Source organism: Psychrobacter sp. D2, assembly GCF_013608135.1.
Taxonomy (GTDB): Bacteria; Pseudomonadota; Gammaproteobacteria; order Pseudomonadales; family Moraxellaceae; genus Psychrobacter; species Psychrobacter cryohalolentis.
This window is the reverse complement of sequence record NZ_JACDXZ010000001.1, coordinates 537,704-557,317: the sequence shown is the minus strand read 5'-3', so window position 1 is coordinate 557,317 and position 19,614 is coordinate 537,704. Positions and strand designations below refer to the sequence as shown.

Annotated in this window: 20 protein-coding genes, 1 tRNA gene and 1 other RNA gene; 7 read left to right on the top strand and 15 right to left on the bottom strand. The window is 41.8% G+C overall.

What is annotated here, in order from left to right:
• Window positions 1–139: 139 nt before the first annotated feature.
• Window positions 140–727, top strand: coding sequence for a prepilin-type N-terminal cleavage/methylation domain-containing protein (locus H0262_RS02400; RefSeq protein ID WP_181209561.1), 588 nt, complete (start codon window positions 140–142; stop codon window positions 725–727).
• Between the two features lie 37 nt (window positions 728–764).
• Here the strand turns inward: H0262_RS02400 and H0262_RS02395 are convergent, their stop codons facing one another.
• From H0262_RS02395 to coaD, 13 genes are all read right to left on the bottom strand, one after another.
• Window positions 765–1,559, bottom strand: a complete 795-nt coding sequence (locus tag H0262_RS02395) for a pyridoxine 5'-phosphate synthase (RefSeq protein ID WP_181209560.1) — start codon at window positions 1,557–1,559, stop codon at window positions 765–767.
• A gap of 91 nt (window positions 1,560–1,650) precedes the next feature.
• Complete coding sequence (locus H0262_RS02390; protein WP_181209559.1) at window positions 1,651–2,415, bottom strand: DNA repair protein RecO; 765 nt, start codon at window positions 2,413–2,415, stop codon at window positions 1,651–1,653.
• Window positions 2,416–2,471: 56 nt separating this feature from the next.
• Window positions 2,472–3,488 carry a GTPase Era gene (gene era, locus H0262_RS02385; protein WP_409033815.1) on the bottom strand — a complete coding sequence of 339 codons (1,017 nt, stop codon included), beginning with the start codon at window positions 3,486–3,488 and terminating at the stop codon, window positions 2,472–2,474.
• A gap of 304 nt (window positions 3,489–3,792) precedes the next feature.
• Window positions 3,793–4,590, bottom strand: a complete 798-nt coding sequence (gene rnc / locus H0262_RS02380; RefSeq protein ID WP_181209557.1) for a ribonuclease III — start codon at window positions 4,588–4,590, stop codon at window positions 3,793–3,795.
• A gap of 153 nt (window positions 4,591–4,743) precedes the next feature.
• Window positions 4,744–5,139, bottom strand: a complete 396-nt coding sequence (locus H0262_RS02375; protein WP_181209556.1) for a DUF4845 domain-containing protein — start codon at window positions 5,137–5,139, stop codon at window positions 4,744–4,746.
• Between the two features lie 159 nt (window positions 5,140–5,298).
• The gene (gene lepB / locus H0262_RS02370; protein WP_149493154.1) at window positions 5,299–6,201 is read right to left on the bottom strand and encodes a signal peptidase I; all 903 of its coding nucleotides are present in this window, start codon (window positions 6,199–6,201) and stop codon (window positions 5,299–5,301) included.
• A 55-nt stretch (window positions 6,202–6,256) separates the two neighbouring features.
• Window positions 6,257–8,053, bottom strand: coding sequence for a translation elongation factor 4 (gene lepA / locus H0262_RS02365; protein WP_011512733.1), 1,797 nt, complete (start codon window positions 8,051–8,053; stop codon window positions 6,257–6,259).
• 408 nt (window positions 8,054–8,461) lie between these two features.
• Window positions 8,462–8,538 (bottom strand) — tRNA-Met (locus tag H0262_RS02360).
• Between the two features lie 179 nt (window positions 8,539–8,717).
• An RNA gene (gene rnpB / locus H0262_RS02355) (RNase P RNA component class A) lies at window positions 8,718–9,081 on the bottom strand.
• Window positions 9,082–9,147: 66 nt separating this feature from the next.
• Entirely contained in the window at window positions 9,148–9,867 is a 720-nt protein-coding gene (gene bioD / locus H0262_RS02350; protein WP_181209555.1) for a dethiobiotin synthase, read from the bottom strand.
• 2 nt (window positions 9,868–9,869) lie between these two features.
• Complete coding sequence (bioA, locus tag H0262_RS02345) at window positions 9,870–11,165, bottom strand: adenosylmethionine--8-amino-7-oxononanoate transaminase (protein WP_181209554.1); 1,296 nt, start codon at window positions 11,163–11,165, stop codon at window positions 9,870–9,872.
• A gap of 3 nt (window positions 11,166–11,168) precedes the next feature.
• Complete coding sequence (locus H0262_RS02340) at window positions 11,169–11,417, bottom strand: YfhL family 4Fe-4S dicluster ferredoxin (RefSeq protein WP_011512730.1); 249 nt, start codon at window positions 11,415–11,417, stop codon at window positions 11,169–11,171.
• A 71-nt stretch (window positions 11,418–11,488) separates the two neighbouring features.
• Window positions 11,489–12,001 (bottom strand): pantetheine-phosphate adenylyltransferase, encoded by a 513-nt coding sequence (gene coaD / locus H0262_RS02335; protein ID WP_020442709.1) that lies wholly within the window; start codon window positions 11,999–12,001, stop codon window positions 11,489–11,491.
• Window positions 12,002–12,255: 254 nt separating this feature from the next.
• Between coaD and smpB the strand changes: the two genes are divergently transcribed.
• The gene (gene smpB, locus H0262_RS02330) at window positions 12,256–12,732 is read left to right on the top strand and encodes an SsrA-binding protein SmpB (RefSeq protein WP_011512728.1); all 477 of its coding nucleotides are present in this window, start codon (window positions 12,256–12,258) and stop codon (window positions 12,730–12,732) included.
• A gap of 104 nt (window positions 12,733–12,836) precedes the next feature.
• On the opposite strand, the gene rarD is transcribed toward smpB, so the two are convergent.
• Window positions 12,837–13,847, bottom strand: a complete 1,011-nt coding sequence (gene rarD / locus H0262_RS02325; protein WP_181209553.1) for an EamA family transporter RarD — start codon at window positions 13,845–13,847, stop codon at window positions 12,837–12,839.
• Window positions 13,848–14,101: 254 nt separating this feature from the next.
• On the opposite strand from rarD, the gene H0262_RS02320 reads away from it, so the two are divergent.
• The 5 genes from H0262_RS02320 (at window position 14,102) to H0262_RS02300 (ending at window position 19,375) form a co-directional block, all read left to right on the top strand.
• Window positions 14,102–14,569: an Lrp/AsnC family transcriptional regulator gene (locus tag H0262_RS02320; protein ID WP_011512726.1), complete on the top strand. Its 468-nt coding sequence runs from the start codon at window positions 14,102–14,104 to the stop codon at window positions 14,567–14,569.
• Between the two features lie 191 nt (window positions 14,570–14,760).
• Window positions 14,761–17,208, top strand: coding sequence for a YgiQ family radical SAM protein (locus tag H0262_RS02315; RefSeq protein ID WP_181209552.1), 2,448 nt, complete (start codon window positions 14,761–14,763; stop codon window positions 17,206–17,208).
• Window positions 17,209–17,542: 334 nt separating this feature from the next.
• Complete coding sequence (locus H0262_RS02310) at window positions 17,543–17,953, top strand: hypothetical protein (protein WP_181209551.1); 411 nt, start codon at window positions 17,543–17,545, stop codon at window positions 17,951–17,953.
• 274 nt (window positions 17,954–18,227) lie between these two features.
• On the top strand, window positions 18,228–18,758 hold the full coding sequence (locus H0262_RS02305; protein ID WP_181209550.1) for a hypothetical protein: 531 nt from the start codon (window positions 18,228–18,230) through the stop codon (window positions 18,756–18,758).
• A gap of 62 nt (window positions 18,759–18,820) precedes the next feature.
• Complete coding sequence (locus tag H0262_RS02300) at window positions 18,821–19,375, top strand: REP-associated tyrosine transposase (RefSeq protein WP_181209549.1); 555 nt, start codon at window positions 18,821–18,823, stop codon at window positions 19,373–19,375.
• A 49-nt stretch (window positions 19,376–19,424) separates the two neighbouring features.
• Here H0262_RS02300 and H0262_RS02295 read toward each other — a convergent pair whose 3' ends face one another.
• Window positions 19,425–19,583, bottom strand: coding sequence for a hypothetical protein (locus tag H0262_RS02295; protein WP_181209548.1), 159 nt, complete (start codon window positions 19,581–19,583; stop codon window positions 19,425–19,427).
• Window positions 19,584–19,614 lie beyond the last annotated feature (31 nt).

The following is a 19,614-nucleotide window of genomic DNA, read 5'->3' as shown; positions in this document are numbered from 1 at the left end:
TTTAATAGCTTTCTTTGCTATTCACTATATTAGTAATGCAACTTGATAAAACAAATGATGACACGAACAATAGATTTAAAAACTCAATAAACATTTAAAACCATCTTAGCTATCCCTTTCATACAGGTAGCAGTCCATTATGGCTATATCCTATAGAATACTTTCAATATGCTCGAAGGATTTTAGACGGCATAATGAGCATGGGTTTAATTTAGTAGAATTAATCGTAACCATTGCTATCTTAGCTATTATATTAATGATTGCCACACCTTATATTTTGACTCAGTTGGCAAGTATGGAAGCCAGACGTATTGCAAGCCAAATAGACACCACCTTGACTTTGGCAAAAGCTGAGAGTCATATTAGAAGACAAGATTTACTGGTTTGCTTATCTAATGGGGGTGGTCTTTGCCATAGAGACAGCTTTCAAAAGTTATTATTATTCTCGGATAAAAATAATAATAACAATTTTGATGTTGGTATTGATGATTTGTTAGAAGACCAAGCGCTGAACCCAAAATACAGTACTTTGTATTTACGTGTCGGTAATAACCGTCACTACACTAAATTTTGGGGCAATAGTGGCAGTCCTCGTGGGCATTTCGGCCATATTAAATACTGTCCAACCTCAACCTATAATCACACCATGTACCAAATCTCTTTTAATCAGACAGGAGGCATTACTTACAAACCTAACGAAAACCATCCGACCGGATGTGGTACATAATGAAATAGCAATATAAGCTAAAAATAAACTGTCGTAGCTATCGGTGCATCGCTGTTTTCATCATAATAACCGCCTGCTCTATCCCCACAAATAGCGCATCCGCTATCAAAGCATGACCAATATTTAGCTCATATATACCGTCAATTTGGACAATCGCATGAACATTGTCACGTGTTAGACCGTGACCAGCATTGACCAACAGCTTACTATCAACTCGTTTAGCGGTAACCACTGCATTTTTAATACGTTCAAGCTCTACATTTACCCTATCTGTGTTACCTGCCAGACCTGCTTCAGCATAAGAACCTGTGTGTAATTCGATTGCGTCAGCGCTACAATTAACTGCTGCCTCGATCTGCTTATCTTCTGGATCGATAAACAAAGAGACTTTGATACCTGCTGCTTGTAACTGACTGACATAATCTGTCAATGAGGCTAGCTGCCCTGCCACATCAAGCCCCCCTTCTGTAGTCAGTTCAGCACGTTTTTCCGGCACTAGGCATACCCAATATGGTTTGACTTGACAGGCTATGTCTAGCATCTCAGTCGTTGCTGCCATCTCTAGATTCATTCTTGTAGTCAGCTGCCCTGCCATCTCATATACATCGGCATCTTGAATATGACGGCGATCTTCACGCAAATGAATAGTGATACCGTCAGCACCTGCTTTCTCACATAAAAGTGCTGCAGCTAGTGGGCTTGGATATCCCACACCGCGTGCTTGACGTAAGGTTGCCACATGGTCAACGTTGACACCTAAGAGTGGTTTTTTTGAAGTATTTTGTGGATTTTGCTCTAATGTAGTCGGCAAAATCTGCGCTGTATCCGTCATAAAAAATCCTTTTATTAATAGTTAGATCATTTACTAAAAATAGCTTATTGATGATAAGTAGTTGTGAACATATTCTATTGTTAAATACGCTTTATAGTTGATAACGCTGTTGCTGGTGCCAAAGTAGACGACTTTGTAGCGGTTGATAATCAAGCATATGATCAATCAACTGCCGATGTAAACGCGACCATGCGTTCAGAGTACTAACGGACAACCCTTGCTCTACCATTATCAAAATATCATTCCCTTTAAAAACCGCATGACCAACCATACTTTCGCCATCTTCTGTATGCAAAGTCGGCACTAAGCCCATATCGGGTAAGAATCGATAAACCTGGTCAGGCTCAATAGGGTTTTCAAGGCTGTCTTGATGTAACGTCAGTGAAAATCCCAACTCATTAAATAGATAGCTCTCAAACTGGCGCAAGCACAGACGTAGCTCGTCAGCGGTTAGGGGTTTTTTGAGCGCATCTAGGCTATTTTGATAATGCTGCCATAATATGGGCATAGGATCTTCAGTAGGTAATAGTCGCCACAATATCTCGTTCAAATACAAGGCTGCATATTGATGCTGACCTGTAATGCTTTCTTGATGTCGTATATCTACATTTGCGGCATTATCATCTTGGACAGCTTGTGTATGGACTGAACTAAAAGAGACTATATTGATTTGACTGAATGTTTTGAGATCACGTTTGCCAGTAGCAAAGAGTTGTAAAGGCATAAATAGTGGCGCGCCTTTTTTACCAATACCATGTATCACCCCGTGTTGCTGAGAAAATAAATAATATAAGGCGCGCTTTTCTTGATAAGGGCGCTGATGTAATAAATAACCGATTAATGCTTCGTTACGCATGATTATTACCTCAGCTATAGTTCACTCAATATAAAAGAGAGTCGCTATTAATATTTTTAATAGCCTAAACTGGTTAAGGCTCGCTCGTCATCCGACCAACCGCGCTTAACTTTTACCCACAGCGTTAACATGATTTTTTTATCAAACAGCTGCTCCATATCTTTACGAGCATCCATACCGACTTGTTTGATACGTTGTCCTTTGTCACCAATCACAATCGCTTTTTGCCCGCTACGTTCAACATAAATAGTGGCATCGATAAAGGTACAGGCTTTACGTGGACGACCGGTTTTTGGGTCAGTATGAGCCGCTTCATCTTTAAAGCCGTCAATTTGTACCGTTAAATCGTACGGTACTTCATCACCAGCACTACGCATGATTTTTTCACGAATAATTTCACTGGCTAAAAAACGTTCTGAGCGATCGGTGATTTGTTCTGTATCATAAATTGGCGCAGCGACTGGTAAATGTGATGCGATCACTTCTTGCAGACGATCTAAGTTTTGATTCTTTAATGCAGAAACGGGGACAATATCAGCAAAATCAAAGCTGTCGTTAAAGGTTTCCATTAACGGTAAAACGCTGCCTTTATCTTTTAAGGTATCCGCTTTATTAATCACTAAAACCACATTTAAATTGGTATCGCCAAGCTTTTGTAGAACCAGTAAATCATCGTCACGCCATTGATCAGAATCAACAACAAACAATACTAAGTCAACATCTACCAATGCAGAGACGGCCGCTTTATTCATGCGTTCATTGATAGCACGTACTTCGTTGCGATGAATACCGGGGGTATCAACAAATACTGCCTGCATCTCATCATTAGACAAAATACCGTGGATACGATGACGCGTCGTTTGTGGTTTACGTGAAGTGATGGACAGCTTTTGACCCAATAAATGGTTCATCAGCGTTGATTTACCGACATTTGGACGACCAACAATGGCGACGTAGCCGGTTTTGAAACCTTCAGCAGCAAGCGCACCATTATTTGGTGAAAAGAAATCTTCGATTGCTGAATCATTATCTACTGCATTGCTTTCTGTTTCGTTGATTCCTACTTCACTCATGTCTACTGTATTGTTTGTACTTAAATTTAGGTCAGTATTTTCGGTCATATTTGTGGCATTATCTTCATTATTTAATGGCAAGTCAGTATGATTGCTCATAGGGTAATCCTGTGGAGGTTATCGTCAGTTAAACTGCTGTATGCGCATATGACATAAATAGCAGCACTGTTATCAAGTTAAGAATATTTGATGTTGCAATACTAATTCGTTAAAGAATGAGCATTTTTAAAATATAGAAATGATAGTCTTGAAGGCATTAATATCAAGTCAGCAATATAAAACCAGAGTAATATTACAAAAGCCATTAGCTTCGTTTTTTAGCCACACTTGGCAGCTTATGAAGTTGGTTAATCATCAATTCAGCCGCTTTTTGCTCAGCAATACGGCGGCTTTCACCGGATTCGGTAATATCAGGACAGTTAAGAATGTTTACCTGACAGCGTACCACAAATATTTGATGCGGGGCATTACCGCGTGTTTCCATCAACTCATAATGTGGTAAGTCAAATTGCTTCGACTGCAACCATTCTTGTAGACGGCTCTTGGCATCTTTTAGGGCTTTTTGATCATTGACATTATCAATCAAATCACCGTACCAAGACAATACACATTCTCGTGTGATATTCATATCTTGACTGTCTAGATAAATAGCACCAATCAAGGATTCGACGGCGTCCGCCAATATAGAAGCACGATTGCGTCCGCCACCTTTACGCTCACCCACACCCAATATTAGCTGATTAGACAGCTCTAGATTTTGAGCGATAATGACCAAGGATTCTTGCCTCACGAGCGTCGCTCGCATACGGGTCAGACGACCTTCATTTTGGGTTGGATAACGATGATATAGCGCTTCACCGACTATCATACCTAGTAATGCATCACCCAAAAACTCTAAGCGTTCATAGTTCTTTTTACTATCAAACGAGCGATGCGTGAGTGCCAGCTTAGGTAGACTTAAATCATTAAACACATAACCCAACTTGCGCGTTAATACTGCTAAGCGTTGAATAAATTCTGAGCTAATAACAAGCGTGTCATCAGACAGGCTATTTTTTGGTGGGTTAGGAACCGCCTGAGGATACTGCGAAGTTGGTTTCATGCGTGGCTTATGATTATCCCTTTTGTTGTACTATTTAAAGTCATTAAATAGTAACGTTTAAAAATATTAAATACAAAAAACCAGCTCATAAAGAACTGTTTTCTAGAGTACTGGCTTGTTAGATCGTTGCTGCTCGTATTTTAGAAAATCCGATTACTCTGCTATTGTAGGATCGATATCGCCTTCAAAGCGATTCACAATATCAATATTTCCAAAGAGCGTATTGGTTTTTTCATATTTTTTATAGATAGTCAACTGACCTGTTTTTTTATCTTTAAAGGTAAATACATCCTCTGCTTTGGTATCGTAATCAGCATTGATAGACAACTGCTTATCAACACGCTCGACGAACTGCTTGGCAGTCTCTTTCTTATTATTAGACTCTTGAAGCTGCGCACTCAAGGTTTTAGTCAGTTGATAATCGCCAATTTGTGCTGGCACAATGGCAACAATCAATTTAACAGCAACACCCAAAGCGATGATAATAAAAACGATACTCGTGACACTAGCACCGCGCTGTGTAGATAAGCCAGATAACTGTTGCACCATAATACCTCTCAACGAAAAATAGCTATATTTGTAATGTATTTAGCTTAGAAAACACTATTTCTTAGTGAATGTTTATAAGCTAGATATCATTGCATTGAATAGCCATAATATTAGCACAAAACGTTTGTCGGTAAATATATCTATAGAACATTGATGTCATTAATCGATAGCACCATTACGTTTAAAGGTAGGTAGCTGTAGACCTGGCGGCTTATGCATCCAAATATATACTGCTTTTCCTGCTAAATTATCATCAGGAACAAAGCCCCAAAAGCGTCCATCTGCACTGCGATCACGGTTATCACCCATGACAAAATACTGACCTTCAGGCACATTAATACGCCATTCATTGCCTTCTGAGCTCACCACTTCTGGTGACTGTTGCTGTAAAAATGGCGCATATTGCGAGCTGTTCATACCATTCAAATAGCGAACAACATACTCATGCTTACCTTGAGTTTCTTTAAAATATTTTGCGTCGCTTTCTTCTTGCTGACCCATTACAGCAGCATTCTCTTCTGTCAGCATTTGACCCGGAGCAACTTCCCCTGACGAATATAACTGTGACGTCAGCTCTGCATTAGCGTCAAAATCAATGGCTTGAGTAGCAACAGGCACGTCATTAATCGCAATTGTGCCTTGATTATAACTAACCGTGTCACCCGGCAGACCAATGACGCGCTTAATATAATAAATACTTGGGTTCTCTGGATAACGAAAAACGGCAACATCGCCATGTTCAGGCGTGCCAGTATCGATTACTTTATTATAAGTCAGTGGCAAACGAACACCATAAGCATACTTATTAACGGCAATAAAGTCACCCGTATATAGCGTTGGCACCATCGAGGACGACGGAATATTAAACGGCTCAATTAAGAATGAGCGCACAATTAATACTACCGCCAGCACGGGGAAAAAATCATATGCCCAGCGTACCAGCAAGCTCTCTTTACCGCGACCCCGTGTTTTACGTTGTTTAAGTGTCAGCTTATCTAATAGCCAAATAATACCCAAACCTATGGTCAATGGCACTAAAATCAAATTGAAATCAAAATCCATACTTAATTGCCTATTAGCGAGCTACTTATCCAATGATGATTTATTTATTAATAATCTAATCTACCTGCAATACGGCTAAGAAGGCTTCTTGTGGAATCTCGACGTTACCCACTTGCTTCATGCGTTTTTTACCGGCTTTTTGCTTAGACAGTAGCTTTTTCTTACGTGAGACGTCACCGCCATAACACTTAGCCAAGACATCTTTACGCATGGCTTTCACAGTACTACGCCCGATAATTTGGCTGCCAATTGCTGCTTGAATAGCGACATCAAACATTTGACGCGGAATCAGCTCTTTCATTTTGGTCACCAGTGCGTTACCACGGTAGCGCGACTGAGTTTCATGGACAATCATAGCAAGCGCATCGACTTTGTCACCGTTAATCAGCACGTCAACTTTAACCAATTTATCAACTTGATAACGCTCAAAATTATAATCAAGTGACGCAAAACCACGTGACACTGATTTTAGACGGTCAAAGAAGTCCATGACCACTTCGCCCATCGGAATATCAAAGATCAGCTGTACTTGACGACCCATAAAGCGCATATCGACTTGCACACCGCGGCGCTCAATACAAAGCGTCATCACGTTACCGAGATAATCCTGCGGTACTAAAATCTGACAACGAGCAATCGGCTCACGGAATTCTTCGATATTATTCGGTTCAGGCAGTCTTGATGGGTTATCAACATAGATAATGCTGCCATCTTTTTTCACAATCTCATAAATAACAGAAGGTGCAGTAGTAATCAGATCCAAGTCATACTCACGCTCTAGGCGCTCTTGGATAATCTCCATATGCAGCATACCGAGGAAGCCACAACGGAAACCAAAGCCTAGCGCGTCTGAGGTATCTGGCTCAAAAAATAGCGACGCATCGTTAATTTGCAGTTTTTGTAGTGCTTCACGGAATTTTTCGAAGTCGGTAGATTCTACAGGAAACATACCAGCATACACTTGCGGCGTAATCTGTTTAAATCCAGGAATACGATCGACGTCAGGCGTACTAGCATGAGTAATCGTATCACCAACTGGCGCGCCTGCAATGTCTTTAATACCCGCAATAATGAAGCCCACTTCACCCGCTTCTAAGATACCTGTATCTAACGGCTTCGGGGTAAAGACACCAATTGATCCGACTAAATGCGCATCTTTGGTCGATTTAATATAAAGTTTATCACCTTTTTTTATCGTACCTTGGCGTACACGGACTAATGATACAACGCCCAAATAATTATCAAACCATGAGTCAATAATCAACGCTTGCAGCGGTGCGTCACGATCACCCGTTGGCGCAGGAATAAATTCAACCAACGCCTCAAGCAGTTTATCAACGCCAAGACCAGATTTTGCCGACACGCGCGGCGCATCAACGGCATCAATACCAATAATGTCTTCAATCTCTTGAATCACCCGCTCAGGCTCAACTTGTGGCAAGTCAATTTTATTTAAAACTGCCATGACCTCAAGACCTTGATCGACCGCGGTATAGCAATTAGCAACCGACTGTGCTTCAACGCCTTGTGCTGCATCAACAACCAATAGCGCGCCTTCACAAGCCGCTAAGGAACGAGAGACTTCATAAGAAAAATCCACGTGACCAGGCGTATCAATAAAATTCAGCTGATAGCGCTCACCATTTGGATGGTCATAATACAGCGTCACCGACTGCGCTTTGATCGTGATACCACGCTCACGCTCAATATCCATCGAATCGAGGACTTGCGCCTGCATCTCACGATCTTGCAGCGCGCCACACATTTGAATAAAACGATCGGCAAGGGTCGACTTGCCATGATCAATGTGGGCAATAATAGAAAAGTTACGAATATTGGCTAATGCAGTCACAAAGCGCCTACTAAATAATGGAGGATTGAATAACGAATATAAATGCTGTCAGATGGCAACAATAGAATACTTACTCATAGTTAATATCGGTCAATACACCAATATCACTACATTAAGCAAACCGTATTGTAGCAAGTGAAGTGCCTACAGCGCTGATTATTAGTTATAACTACGCGCAGGCACGTGAGGGTATTCTAGCAGTTTTCCACTATAAAGTAAGTGGATTTTGTCAGCAAGCCTTGGTTTTATAAATGAAGGTAGACAAGCAAGCTTTAAATCAAGAATATTTACTTCGTTAGATCTGATATAGATTCTATGAGTAGATATTTATTTTCAGCCATAAAATAGGCAAAAAAAAACCAATCAAATAATGATTGGCATTTTTAATGTTACAGGTCTTGCTAAAAATGGTGGCGATGAAGAGACTTGAACTCTTGACCTCACGATTATGAGTCATGCGCTCTAACCAGCTGAGCTACATCGCCATTTTAGGCTCGGTATTATGCCGATATGAGTGACTGTCGTCAACCCTTAAAAGGCATTTTTTGCAAAAAAATTGAATTAAATTCAAAATAAGCGCAATTTTAAAACACCAAACCAGTAAGTACTGCTGTGCTTCTTTAAAGATTAGCTAATAAAGAAACATGTTTAAAACATTGCTAAAAAGGTTGGTAAACCGATAAGCCGGGTTCTGTCGTGGACAATCATTCCTCTAGGCGTATCATCGCTAATACGCTCAAGCAACCTACCCGCATCGAACGCGGGCCGCGCCATGCCGATGCCTATTTGGTCTTGCTACGCGTGGAGTTTACCATGCCGTGAACTGTTGCCAGCCACGCGGTGCGCTCTTACCGCACCCTTTCACCCTTACCGATAGTGTCAGACACTAAAGGCGGTCTACTCTCTGCTGCACTGGTCGTCAAGTTACCCTGCCCAGCCGTTAGCTGGCACGCTGCCCTATGTAGCCCGGACTTTCCTCCCCTGCATGTCTGTTACCAGTGTGCAGCGGCGATTGCCTAGTCTACCAAGCGCGCTAGTATAGCAAAATTCATATTGCTTTCGGAAAGTTTTTTTGGCTTATTTTTAGCGGTGATTTATACAAAGTTTTGAGGGAGTATAAAATCTGTATTACTAAACCCATTATCCTCTTGTACAGGTAAGGCTAACCAATGCGCCGTTGGATGATGCTCAGCTAAATAGTTTTGCAAAAATTTTATCGTACTAGCGGCTATCTCTGTATCCGTCTGAGCAGCATTGTCGTGAATATGATTATAAATGACACTATGAACGTCTAGACCACGAGATTTTATGGCTTCTAAACTAAGCAACGTATGGTTGATGCTGCCAAGCCGACCTGATGTGACCAAAATAACCGGATAGCCTTGTTTAGCAATATAATCTAAGGTTAATAATTGCTCAGTGATTGGCACTAATAAGCCCCCTGCCCCTTCTAAAAGCACTACCTCATAATCCGCTTGCAAAATTTTTGTAGCGCTTGTAATCACATCAGTATTAAGAATTTCACTGGCAAGTGCGGCGGATAAATGGGGTGACGCAGGTTTCTCATAACGATACGGGCAAGTGGTACTATCAATATCACACGGCTGTAGCGGAATGCCCATCAGCTGACGATGAGTAATAATATCGTCAGCAATTCCCATTTTTCCGCTAATTAAATCTCTTGCGACGCCCGTTTGCACCAGTTTTTGGGTAATGACATTAACGCCTTGCTCCATTAAGGCTTTAGCAATCATACCGGTTGCATAAGTTTTGCCGATGTCGGTATCAATACCTGAGATAAAGAGTACGCTCATCATTAATCCTTTCGCGTTAAATAACTACTGACCACTTTTAATAACGCTTGGCAAAGAGTGGTAAGTTCATCATCGGTAATCACATAGGGCGGCATAATATAGACCAGTTTTCCAAAGGGTCTAACCCAAATACCATGTTTGATAAGTAAAGATTGAAAGACTGGCATATTAACGGCGTCGTGTAGTTCGATTACTGCTACAGCACCTAAACAACGCACTTCCTTAACACCCTCTAAACTCGCAGCTGGTGCAAGTTGTTGCTCCATGACAGATTGCATATTGGCTGTACGCGCTTCAATATCATAGGACAGTATTAAATCAATCGACGCACAAGCAACGGCACATGCCAGCGGGTTGCCCATAAAGGTCGGACCATGCATCAGTGACGGGTAATCACTTTGGCTAATGGTGTCAGCTATTTCTCGTGTAGACAGGGTCGCGGCAAAAGTCATATAACCGCCGGTCAGTGCCTTACCAATCGTCATAATATCAGGGCTAATAGCAGCATGCTCACACGCAAATAACTTGCCACTACGCCCGAAACCGGTGGCAATTTCATCGGCAATTAATACCACGTTATGTTCATCACACAATTGGCGTAAGAGCTGTAAATACTGAGGACTATAGAAGCGCATACCGCCTGCGCCTTGGATAATCGGCTCGATGATAAATCCAGCAAGCTGGTCGCTATTTTTGACAAAAAACTCAGTTAACGCCTCATGCTCACTTTGGGTTAAATCACGCTTAAATCCCATTGGTGGCGCTGCGACAAAATGCTGCATCGGTAATTGCTTACCATATAAGATATGCATGCCGTTAATAGGGTCGCAGACACTCATCGCATGCCATGTATCGCCGTAATAACCTGAATGGGTCGAGGCAAATTGGTATTTTTGCGGACGTTTGGCAGCAATTTGATATTGCAATGCCATCTTAAGCGCAACTTCTACCGCGATACTGCCACTATCGGCATAAAATATCGCATCCAGTCCGGCAGGCACAATTGACAGCAGTTTTCTGCCCAAGTCTATCGCTGGCTGATGGGTTAAACCACCAAACATGACGTGCGCCATTTTGCCCAATTGTTCAATCATCGCCGCATTTAACTTAGGATGATTATAGCCGTGCACGCTTGCCCACCATGACGACATACCATCAATCAGGCGCGTACCATCTTCAGTAATGATATAAATACCTTCGGCACGGTCAATCACGATATTGGGATAAGTCGGTGGTAGGCTGGCATACGGGTGCCAGAGATGTTGCTGATCAAAATCGTTGGTTGATACAGTTGTCATATTTTATTGACCAGTAATGCGCTTGTATTTAGACATCAAATCACTTTCGGTTTCGATATGATTGGGATCATGAGGAATACAATCGACAGGGCAAATAACCACACATTGCGGCTCATCGAAATGACCGACGCATTCGGTACATAAGTCAGGGTCGATTACATAGATATCATCGCCCTCTGAGATGGCTTCGTTTGGGCAGGCAGGCTCACACACATCGCAATTGATGCATTCATCCGTAATTAACAACGCCATAGACTGCTCCTTTTTTTCTATCAGGCATTTCTATTTATTAAGAAATACGCAATCTAACACAGATACGCGACCTATTTATTACCGAGCTTTTGAATAAAAGCTTCAGAGACACAAGGCGGCACAAATTTTGTCACGTCACCGCCGAGCTTAGCAATTTCGCGAATCATGGTCGACGAGATGAATGAGTAATTCTGTGAAGGCGTCAAAAATACGGCTTCAAAATTTTCATCAAGCTCACGGTTCATATTGGCGAGTTGAAACTCATATTCAAAATCTGACATCGCACGCAAACCACGCAAGACAGCAGTGGCATTCTTTTCGCGCATAAAATCGACTAGCAAGCCCTCAAAGCCTATAACGGATACCTGCGGCAAATCAACAAATACGGTCTCGACCAAAGCCACACGCTCTTCAAAGTTAAATAACGGCTTTTTATGGTGACCAGATGCCACTGCAATCACCACCTCGTCAAATAATTTGGTCGCGCGCGTCACTAAGTCCACATGACCATTGGTAATGGGGTCAAAGGTGCCAGGGTATAAAATCTTGGTATGCAATTTTGAAGAAGTAGCAGAAGAGCTCATAGCAGGACCAATGTGGTTGGTGATAAAATAATAAGCTATATGCTAGCAAATTTTATCCAAACTTAATACTTATCTGCTACATTTGTCCTAACAGCGCGGCTACATTTGCAGCGGAAGCTTTGTTACAATAGCCAGTTCGACTCATCTGTTTAGCATTTATAAAAAATAACCCGCATTTAAGGGTTAGGATGAGGAATTAGTAAGACTAGAAATATAGGGACAAGATATATTTAAGCAGTCCTTATGGAGACATTATGTCAAAAAAATCAAAAAAACCGGAAAATCAAATTTGTGCCAATAAAAAGGCTCGTCATGAGTACTTTATTGAAGAGACATTTGAGGCAGGTCTGTCGCTACAAGGTTGGGAAGTTAAAGCCATTCGCGCGGGCAAAATGACCATTACGGAAGCTTATATTATTTTTCGTAATAATGAGGCATTCCTATTTGGCGCGCATATTCAGCCGCTGCTATCCAGCTCGACGCATGTCAGCCCTGACAGTATCCGTACCCGTAAGCTGCTGCTTAATCGCCGCGAAATCGAAAAGCTAATGGGTGCAGTCAACCAAAAAGGCTATGCCTGTGTGCCATTATCCTGCTATTGGAAAAACTCACTGGTAAAATGTCAAATTGGTTTAGCACTCGGTAAAAAACAGCATGACAAACGTAAAACGCTTAAAGACCGTGATTGGGAACGTGATAAGCAGCGTGGTTTTAAGAAGGATTTAGATTAAAGCCCTCTTTCAAAAGATTGGTGTTAATCTTAAAAAAACGGACGATTCAGCATAACGTTGAATCGTCCGTTTTTATTTATTCGATTACTCTTATTTATTAATTTTCACATAACTGGTGCAATTTTTGTCGTTTGCGATTGTTGATGGGCGCGGCGTAATTGACGTACACCATGCACAATCAGACAAGCTATCCCGACCCAAATAAGACCATAACTATAAATCATCGCTGATTCAAAAGGATTGCCCAAAACGGTTATTGCTAAGATAAATAGTAATGCGGGCTCCAAATAACTCATCATGCCATAAACGTTCATTGGTAGCATTTGACTGGCATCGACGTTGGTTTTCATGGCCAGCACGCTCATAACGCCGAGTCCTATCAGCATCGCAATAAAGAACCCAGAGCCGCTGACTAAGCTTAAACTACTTGGGGCAATAAAAAATAAGTACGCCAAAGCAAATGGTGCAAATATCGTTAAATCGACCAATAACCCAGTTACCGCGCCAATACCTTGCAAACGGCGCAAAATATAATAAACAGGATAAGTACCGCAGACCCAAAGCGTTGCCCACGAGACGCTTTGCGTACGTACAATCTCACTGCCGACTCCAACTGCGGCAAAAGCAACCGCCAACCATTGTAAGCGACTTAGTTTTTCACCGAACAATACGCATCCAAACACCACCATCATCAATGGAAATAAAAAATAACCCATCGCGGTCTGTACGCCCTGCCCATTGACTGGCGCCCACATAAATAACCAAAACTGGCTTAAGAATATTGGTGTGGGCAATAGCAACCATGCCCATTGTTTAACAGAGCCTAATGCTTTGAGTTTATCCATATGCAAACCTAAACGCCCGCTAATAAGCAAATATCCTATCAGTGCGGCCCACATCGCTAGCATCCGCCAGATAAACACTTGTGTCCCTGATAACGGCGCTAAAAAGCTGCTGTAAGCATACAGTACGCCAAACAATACGTTGGATAAGACTGCTAGTGCTACACCCATCATTAAATTGCGCTGCTGTACGCTGCCTTTGGTCCACATTGCTGACATTGGGAAACGTGACAAAGTCGACACTACAGTATTGGTTAGGGTTGAAGTAGACATAAAGCACCTTTATTTGCATGAGCAGTGAGAACACTATTTGATAGAGATTATTATTGTTTTCTAATATATAAAGCTTAGTTTATAGCTAGTAGTTGTGAAAAAATCTCTATATTCATCTTAATATGAATATATTTATCTTATAGTTACCTATATTACTAATAATTTATTAATTTATGATTTATAGTGATAATACTTCTATAGTAATTGAATTGTAATCATCCTCTGTTAATGTCTCTACCTTAAAGCGAAACTCTATGAATCAGCCACTAGATAAGACCGACAAGTCCATTTTGAATTTGATGCAAGATGATGCGACATTGCCCTTAAAAACCCTTGCAGAACACGTCAATGTGTCTATCGCTACGGCTCAACGTCGTGTGCAAGCGCTGATAGACAATGGGGTGATCACTAAGCAAGTCGCTATAGTAGACCCTCATAAGGTTGGTTATAGCTTGACGGCGGTGGTGATGGTAGAGATGGAGCGCTCCAATAACTCTATGCAGCATCGATTTGAGCGTTTGATGAATGCCCAGTCGCAAGTGATGAGCTGTTATGAAGTATCTGGCGATGCTGACTTTATGCTTATGGTGAGTGCTAAAAATATGAAGGATTATCATCAGTTCACTCGCAATTTGCTCACTTACGAAAATAATGTACGTAATTTTAAGAGTCAGTTTGTGATGAACTTTACTAAGAGTGGTACGAAGATTTATTTAGATTGATAGCTGCTTTTTGCCTAATTGCTATCCATAGATTATTCTGCGCTATCAATAACTTATCGCTAATACGTTTATTACATCATGAACGTTATTCATGTTAAAATGAGCGCCTTTAAATTAGCCATCAACTACCGTTCTCTATAATGGCTATTATATATATGCATTTTTTCTGATTTTCTGATTAAGGTTATCCCATGTCTGCCGATACCATCGCCCGCACCGCCTTTAAACAAGGCACCAAACCCCTTTACGACTACGACAAACATTGGGCAAGCTGCTACGAGCCTGCGCCTTATTTGCCGATGAGCCGCAAAGAGATGGATGAGCTTGGCTGGGATGCCTGTGACGTCATCATTATCTCGGGCGATGCTTATGTCGATCACCCAAGTTTTGGTATGGCGATTATCGGGCGCTTACTAGAATCACAAGGTTTCCGCGTCGGTATCATTGCTCAGCCAGATTGGAAGAGTAAAGATGCCTTTATGGAACTTGGCAAACCTGTCTACGCTTATGGCGTGACGGCGGGCAACATGGACAGCATGATTAACCGTTATACGGCTGATCGTAAGATCCGTAGTGATGACGCTTATTCGCCGGGTAATGTCGCGGACAAACGTCCTGACCGCGCGGCTATCGTCTATAGCCAGCGCTGCCGTGAAGCCTATCCTGATGTGCCAATTATCTTAGGCGGTATCGAAGGCAGCCTGCGCCGTATTGCGCATTATGATTATTGGTCAGATAAAGTACGCCGTAGTATTTTGCTTGATGCCCGTGCTGATGTCTTATTATATGGCAATGCTGAGCGCGCCATCGTCGATGTAGTACATGGTCTATCAAAAGGCTATACCTTTGAGCAAATGAGCAATTTGCGCGGTACAGCGTACTTGCTCACGCCGACGCGCCGTCATTGGCAAGCAGGCATGACCGAAGTTGCCAGTAATGATGTCGATACCGTTGGTCGTGTTGATCCGATTATCAACCCGTATGTGATGACCGAGGATCTTGATCAATGCTCAATCGAACAAGATAAGCCTAGCGCCTCTCCTGTTGGGCAATCAATGTCAGGAATGTCAGGGCAATATCCAGGATTCGTGTCTGAACCAGTGACCAATAAAATCTTGAATACTGACCAAGTCGATGAAGAGACGCAAGTCGTACAAATGCGTGGCTTTACTAAACCGATGACAGCACGTAAGCATAAAATTAAAATGCCACCGCGTGAGAAAACCGTCATTCGTCTGCCTGATTATGAGCATGTCAAATCTGACCCTGTGCTTTATGCTCATGCTAGCCGTATCTTGCATCTTGAGACTAATCCGGGTAATGCACGCGCTTTGGTACAGCGTCATAGTAGCGGCGCCGGTAACTCACATACCTCTATCGATGTGTGGCTCAATCCGCCACCGATTCCTTTATCGACGGAAGAGATGGATTACGTGTTTGACTTGCCATACGCTCGTCTGCCGCATCCAAGCTATGGCGATGCGCGTATCCCTGCTTATGACATGATTAAGTTTTCGGTCAACATTATGCGTGGCTGTTTTGGCGGTTGTACTTTTTGCTCTATCACCGAGCATGAAGGACGCATTATCCAAAATCGCTCAGAAGAATCTATCCTACGTGAAGTCGAAGCGATTCGTGATACTGCACCAAACTTTACCGGTGTTATCTCTGATCTTGGTGGTCCAACTGCCAATATGTATCGTCTAAACTGTAAAGATGAAACTATTGAGAAAAATTGCCGTAAACCGTCTTGCGTTTATCCTGATATTTGTGAAAATCTGATTACCGATCACAGTAATTTGACACAGTTGTATCGTAAAGCGCGCGATATCAAAGGCGTGAAGAAAATCCTTATTGCCTCTGGTCTACGCTATGATTTGGCGATTAAAGATCCTGAATATGTCAAAGAATTGGTCAGCCATCATGTCGGTGGTTATCTCAAGATTGCCCCTGAACATTCAGAAGAAAACGTTTTGTCGAAAATGATGAAACCAGGCATGGGCAATTATGACAAGTTCAAAGCCATGTTTGAGCAATACAGCCAAGAAGCGGGCAAAGAGCAGTATTTGATTCCTTACTTTATCGCCGCCCATCCGGGTACCAAAGATGAAGATATGATGAATCTTGCGCTATGGTTAAAAGGCAATGGCTACCGCGCTGACCAAGTACAGGCGTTTTACCCAAGCCCAATGGCAACCGCGACCACCATGTATCACACGCATAAAGACCCACTGCATAAAATCAGCCGTGACGAAGGTGATATGGATATCGTCAAATCAGGTAAGCAGCGCAAATTGCACAAAGCTTTCTTACGCTATCATGATCCAAAAAACTGGGTAATGCTGCGTAAAGCCCTGCAAGATATGGGGCGCGGTGATTTGATTGGTAAAAATCGCGGCTGCTTAATCCCGCCATTTAATGCCAGCTTAGAAGGTCGTGATGCGGCGCAAGACAGCTATCAATCAGCGCGTAAGAAAAACAGCCGTCTGGGCAATGACTCGGTGAAACGTAGCAATAAAACAGATGACAGCTGGTCAAATAAAGGTACTTCGAGCAAAACTACTGGCGGCAAAAAGAATGTGAGTAAAGGCAACTTCCAAACTCAGCATACCGGTCTACCACCACGTAAAACCAAGTAATCAAATCACCAATGATCCGCTGTCATACAGTGGATCAACAGTATCTATTGGCTAATGCCTAATTAGATAAGCGCCTATCAGCCACACGTTGATAGGCGCTTTTTTATTTGATCTTGAAGCTGCTTATGCTGCTTGCTAAAAATGATGAAATCAGAAAATGATAAAATATCGTTGAATGAATCGTTACAGTAATTAGTTTTTAAGTAACCAAGTGAACACGTAACAAACAATTTCTAACATTCTATAAAGTGAGTTTTGGATACTATATGCGCTATATGCTTAACGCATAGTTAATAACAAATACACGATGATTTTTATACTTTTGGAGAATGCTATGAATACCCTAACCAAACTTGCTACTGCTCTACCTGCACTTGCCCTATTAAGCGCTTGTGCGACTACTGCTCCTACTACGCCAAATACACCTGCTTCAGAAAGCGTGACTGACGCCGCTTATGACCGTATGGCACCAGCACCTTATACCTGTACTGATGGCAGCAAAATCTTGGCAAAGCAGTCAATCAATAAGAAGCAAGTAATGCTAAACGCCACTTTACCTAAAGTAAACTGGGCAAACCAGCCAATTATCTTGAATGGCGCTGTTCAAGGCGATACAGCAAGCTATGTGAATGAGTCAAACCCAGAAATGGTCTATGCATGGCACATGAAAGACGACAAAGGTATCTTCGCTATGAAATGGGCAAATGGTAAAGAATACCAAGTAAACTGCCAAGTAGGTAGATAGTTATTTCGGTTTAATCATTCATTAATAATGATAAATCTATAATTGTTAAGCTTAGCATTAGCACAAACAGTCATCGAAAGATGGCTGTTTTTTTTGTGCCTGCTCTGTTAAACGGTTTATAGAAAACTCGTCTTCTTATCTGACTTACTAGAATAAGAAATTGCTAGAGTGAAAAGCATCCTTTTTTGCATTTCGCTAGAGAAGCACACAGAAAGCTGTCAAAATAGCGCCTCTATCAAAACATCTCATAACTTATCATAAAGAGGATACCTCGATGCCAAAGCGTCTTATAACCATGCTCATCATTACGACTGTCAGTATGTGGGCGCTGACAGGCTGCGATAATAGTGCGGAGACTACGGCTAAAAAAACGGATACATCAGTATCGACAACGGGTTCAGCGGTAGCAAATACGATAGATTGGTCAGTCATGGATAGCGGCGAAAAGCCAGCCGATCTCGCTAATTATCAATATCCGTTTGCGCTTGATAGCCAAAATGTCCGTGATTATGCAGAGTATTTCAAGGTGGATAATACGACGGCTCAGCATAATCTAACAGTGAGCATGGCAAGTAATGAAGCACTATCTAAAGCGTTGGATCAGCTAAGTGAAAGCTATGTTTCACATGAGCTAACCGATGGCAATGAGATGAAACTCATCATTCATACCACGCCTGATGTCGCTGCCAGTAGCTATGATTATGTGCTGTCTGATGACTTTGCGAAAGGATTGGTATTGCCTATCGTGATACAGCCAGATGGTAAAAAAGGTGAAGCGAAGGCGCATGGAGAGGTAGTGGAGTAATTTAATTTGTAGGGTGCGCCCTGCGCACCTATAGAGTATTAAAATTCATACGGTAAATATAAATGTCACAATACATTCGTTCATACACGAAAGGTGCTACCTACTTTTTTACTTTGGTGTCATACGATCGAAGAAAAATACTGTGTGAAGATGACTTCTTAAAAGCCTTTAAAAAAAGCATCAAACAAGTTCAACAACAATATCCTTTTAAAATCATTGCATGGGTACAACTACCCGACCATCTACACTGTATTTGGAAAATGCCTACTGACGATGCTAATTATAGTATGCGTTGGTCGCAGATAAAACGATTAACCACCCAAGCCTGTCCGCAATATCATTTACCAATAGATGTGTTAAGCCGTTCAAAAATTAAAAGAAGCGAAAGAGGTATTTGGCAACGTCGATTTTATGAACATGAAATAAAAGACGAAGCAGACTTCATAAGGCATATGGATTATTTGCACTATAATCCTGTTAAGCATGGGTTAGTTAAAAATGTAGTAGACTGGCCATATTCGAGCTTTCATCGTTATGTGAAGCAAGGTGTTTATGCGGAAGACTGGGGTAATGAGTCAATTGGTTTTTCAGAGAGTTTTTCAGATAAATTAGAGTAGTTTTTTTCTAGGTGCGCTGGGCGCACCCTACGCTAACTCAATAATATAATCAGCGCTTTTTAGGTGGATTTACAGGTTTAGCTTCAGAACGCTCAGGTGTATGCCCAGTTTGAGGCCTGCCATTAGGCTTATTACCTATATCACTTGGTTGATAGCCATCCCCAATAAAACAGCTTTTTATTTTATCATCGTTAATTTTATTACTCATTTGAGAACCCTCTAATTTCACAAAAAATAGT

Bases quoted from the DNA above. Each gene is read 5' to 3' on its own strand.
- H0262_RS02400 (WP_181209561.1), top strand. From the start codon at position 140: ATGGCTATATCCTATAGAATACTTTCAATATGCTCGAAGGATTTTAGA.
- H0262_RS02395 (WP_181209560.1), bottom strand. From the start codon at position 1,559: ATGACGGATACAGCGCAGATTTTGCCGACTACATTAGAGCAAAATCCA.
- H0262_RS02390 (WP_181209559.1), bottom strand. From the start codon at position 2,415: ATGCGTAACGAAGCATTAATCGGTTATTTATTACATCAGCGCCCTTAT.
- era (WP_409033815.1), bottom strand. From the start codon at position 3,488: ATGAGTGAAGTAGGAATCAACGAAACAGAAAGCAATGCAGTAGATAAT.
- rnc (WP_181209557.1), bottom strand. From the start codon at position 4,590: ATGAAACCAACTTCGCAGTATCCTCAGGCGGTTCCTAACCCACCAAAA.
- H0262_RS02375 (WP_181209556.1), bottom strand. From the start codon at position 5,139: ATGGTGCAACAGTTATCTGGCTTATCTACACAGCGCGGTGCTAGTGTC.
- lepB (WP_149493154.1), bottom strand. From the start codon at position 6,201: ATGGATTTTGATTTCAATTTGATTTTAGTGCCATTGACCATAGGTTTG.
- bioD (WP_181209555.1), bottom strand. From the start codon at position 9,867: ATGAGCGTACTCTTTATCTCAGGTATTGATACCGACATCGGCAAAACT.
- bioA (WP_181209554.1), bottom strand. From the start codon at position 11,165: ATGACAACTGTATCAACCAACGATTTTGATCAGCAACATCTCTGGCAC.
- H0262_RS02340 (WP_011512730.1), bottom strand. From the start codon at position 11,417: ATGGCGTTGTTAATTACGGATGAATGCATCAATTGCGATGTGTGTGAG.
- coaD (WP_020442709.1), bottom strand. From the start codon at position 12,001: ATGAGCTCTTCTGCTACTTCTTCAAAATTGCATACCAAGATTTTATAC.
- smpB (WP_011512728.1), top strand. From the start codon at position 12,256: ATGTCAAAAAAATCAAAAAAACCGGAAAATCAAATTTGTGCCAATAAA.
- rarD (WP_181209553.1), bottom strand. From the start codon at position 13,847: ATGTCTACTTCAACCCTAACCAATACTGTAGTGTCGACTTTGTCACGT.
- H0262_RS02320 (WP_011512726.1), top strand. From the start codon at position 14,102: ATGAATCAGCCACTAGATAAGACCGACAAGTCCATTTTGAATTTGATG.
- H0262_RS02315 (WP_181209552.1), top strand. From the start codon at position 14,761: ATGTCTGCCGATACCATCGCCCGCACCGCCTTTAAACAAGGCACCAAA.
- H0262_RS02310 (WP_181209551.1), top strand. From the start codon at position 17,543: ATGAATACCCTAACCAAACTTGCTACTGCTCTACCTGCACTTGCCCTA.
- H0262_RS02305 (WP_181209550.1), top strand. From the start codon at position 18,228: ATGCCAAAGCGTCTTATAACCATGCTCATCATTACGACTGTCAGTATG.
- H0262_RS02300 (WP_181209549.1), top strand. From the start codon at position 18,821: ATGTCACAATACATTCGTTCATACACGAAAGGTGCTACCTACTTTTTT.
- H0262_RS02295 (WP_181209548.1), bottom strand. From the start codon at position 19,583: ATGAGTAATAAAATTAACGATGATAAAATAAAAAGCTGTTTTATTGGG.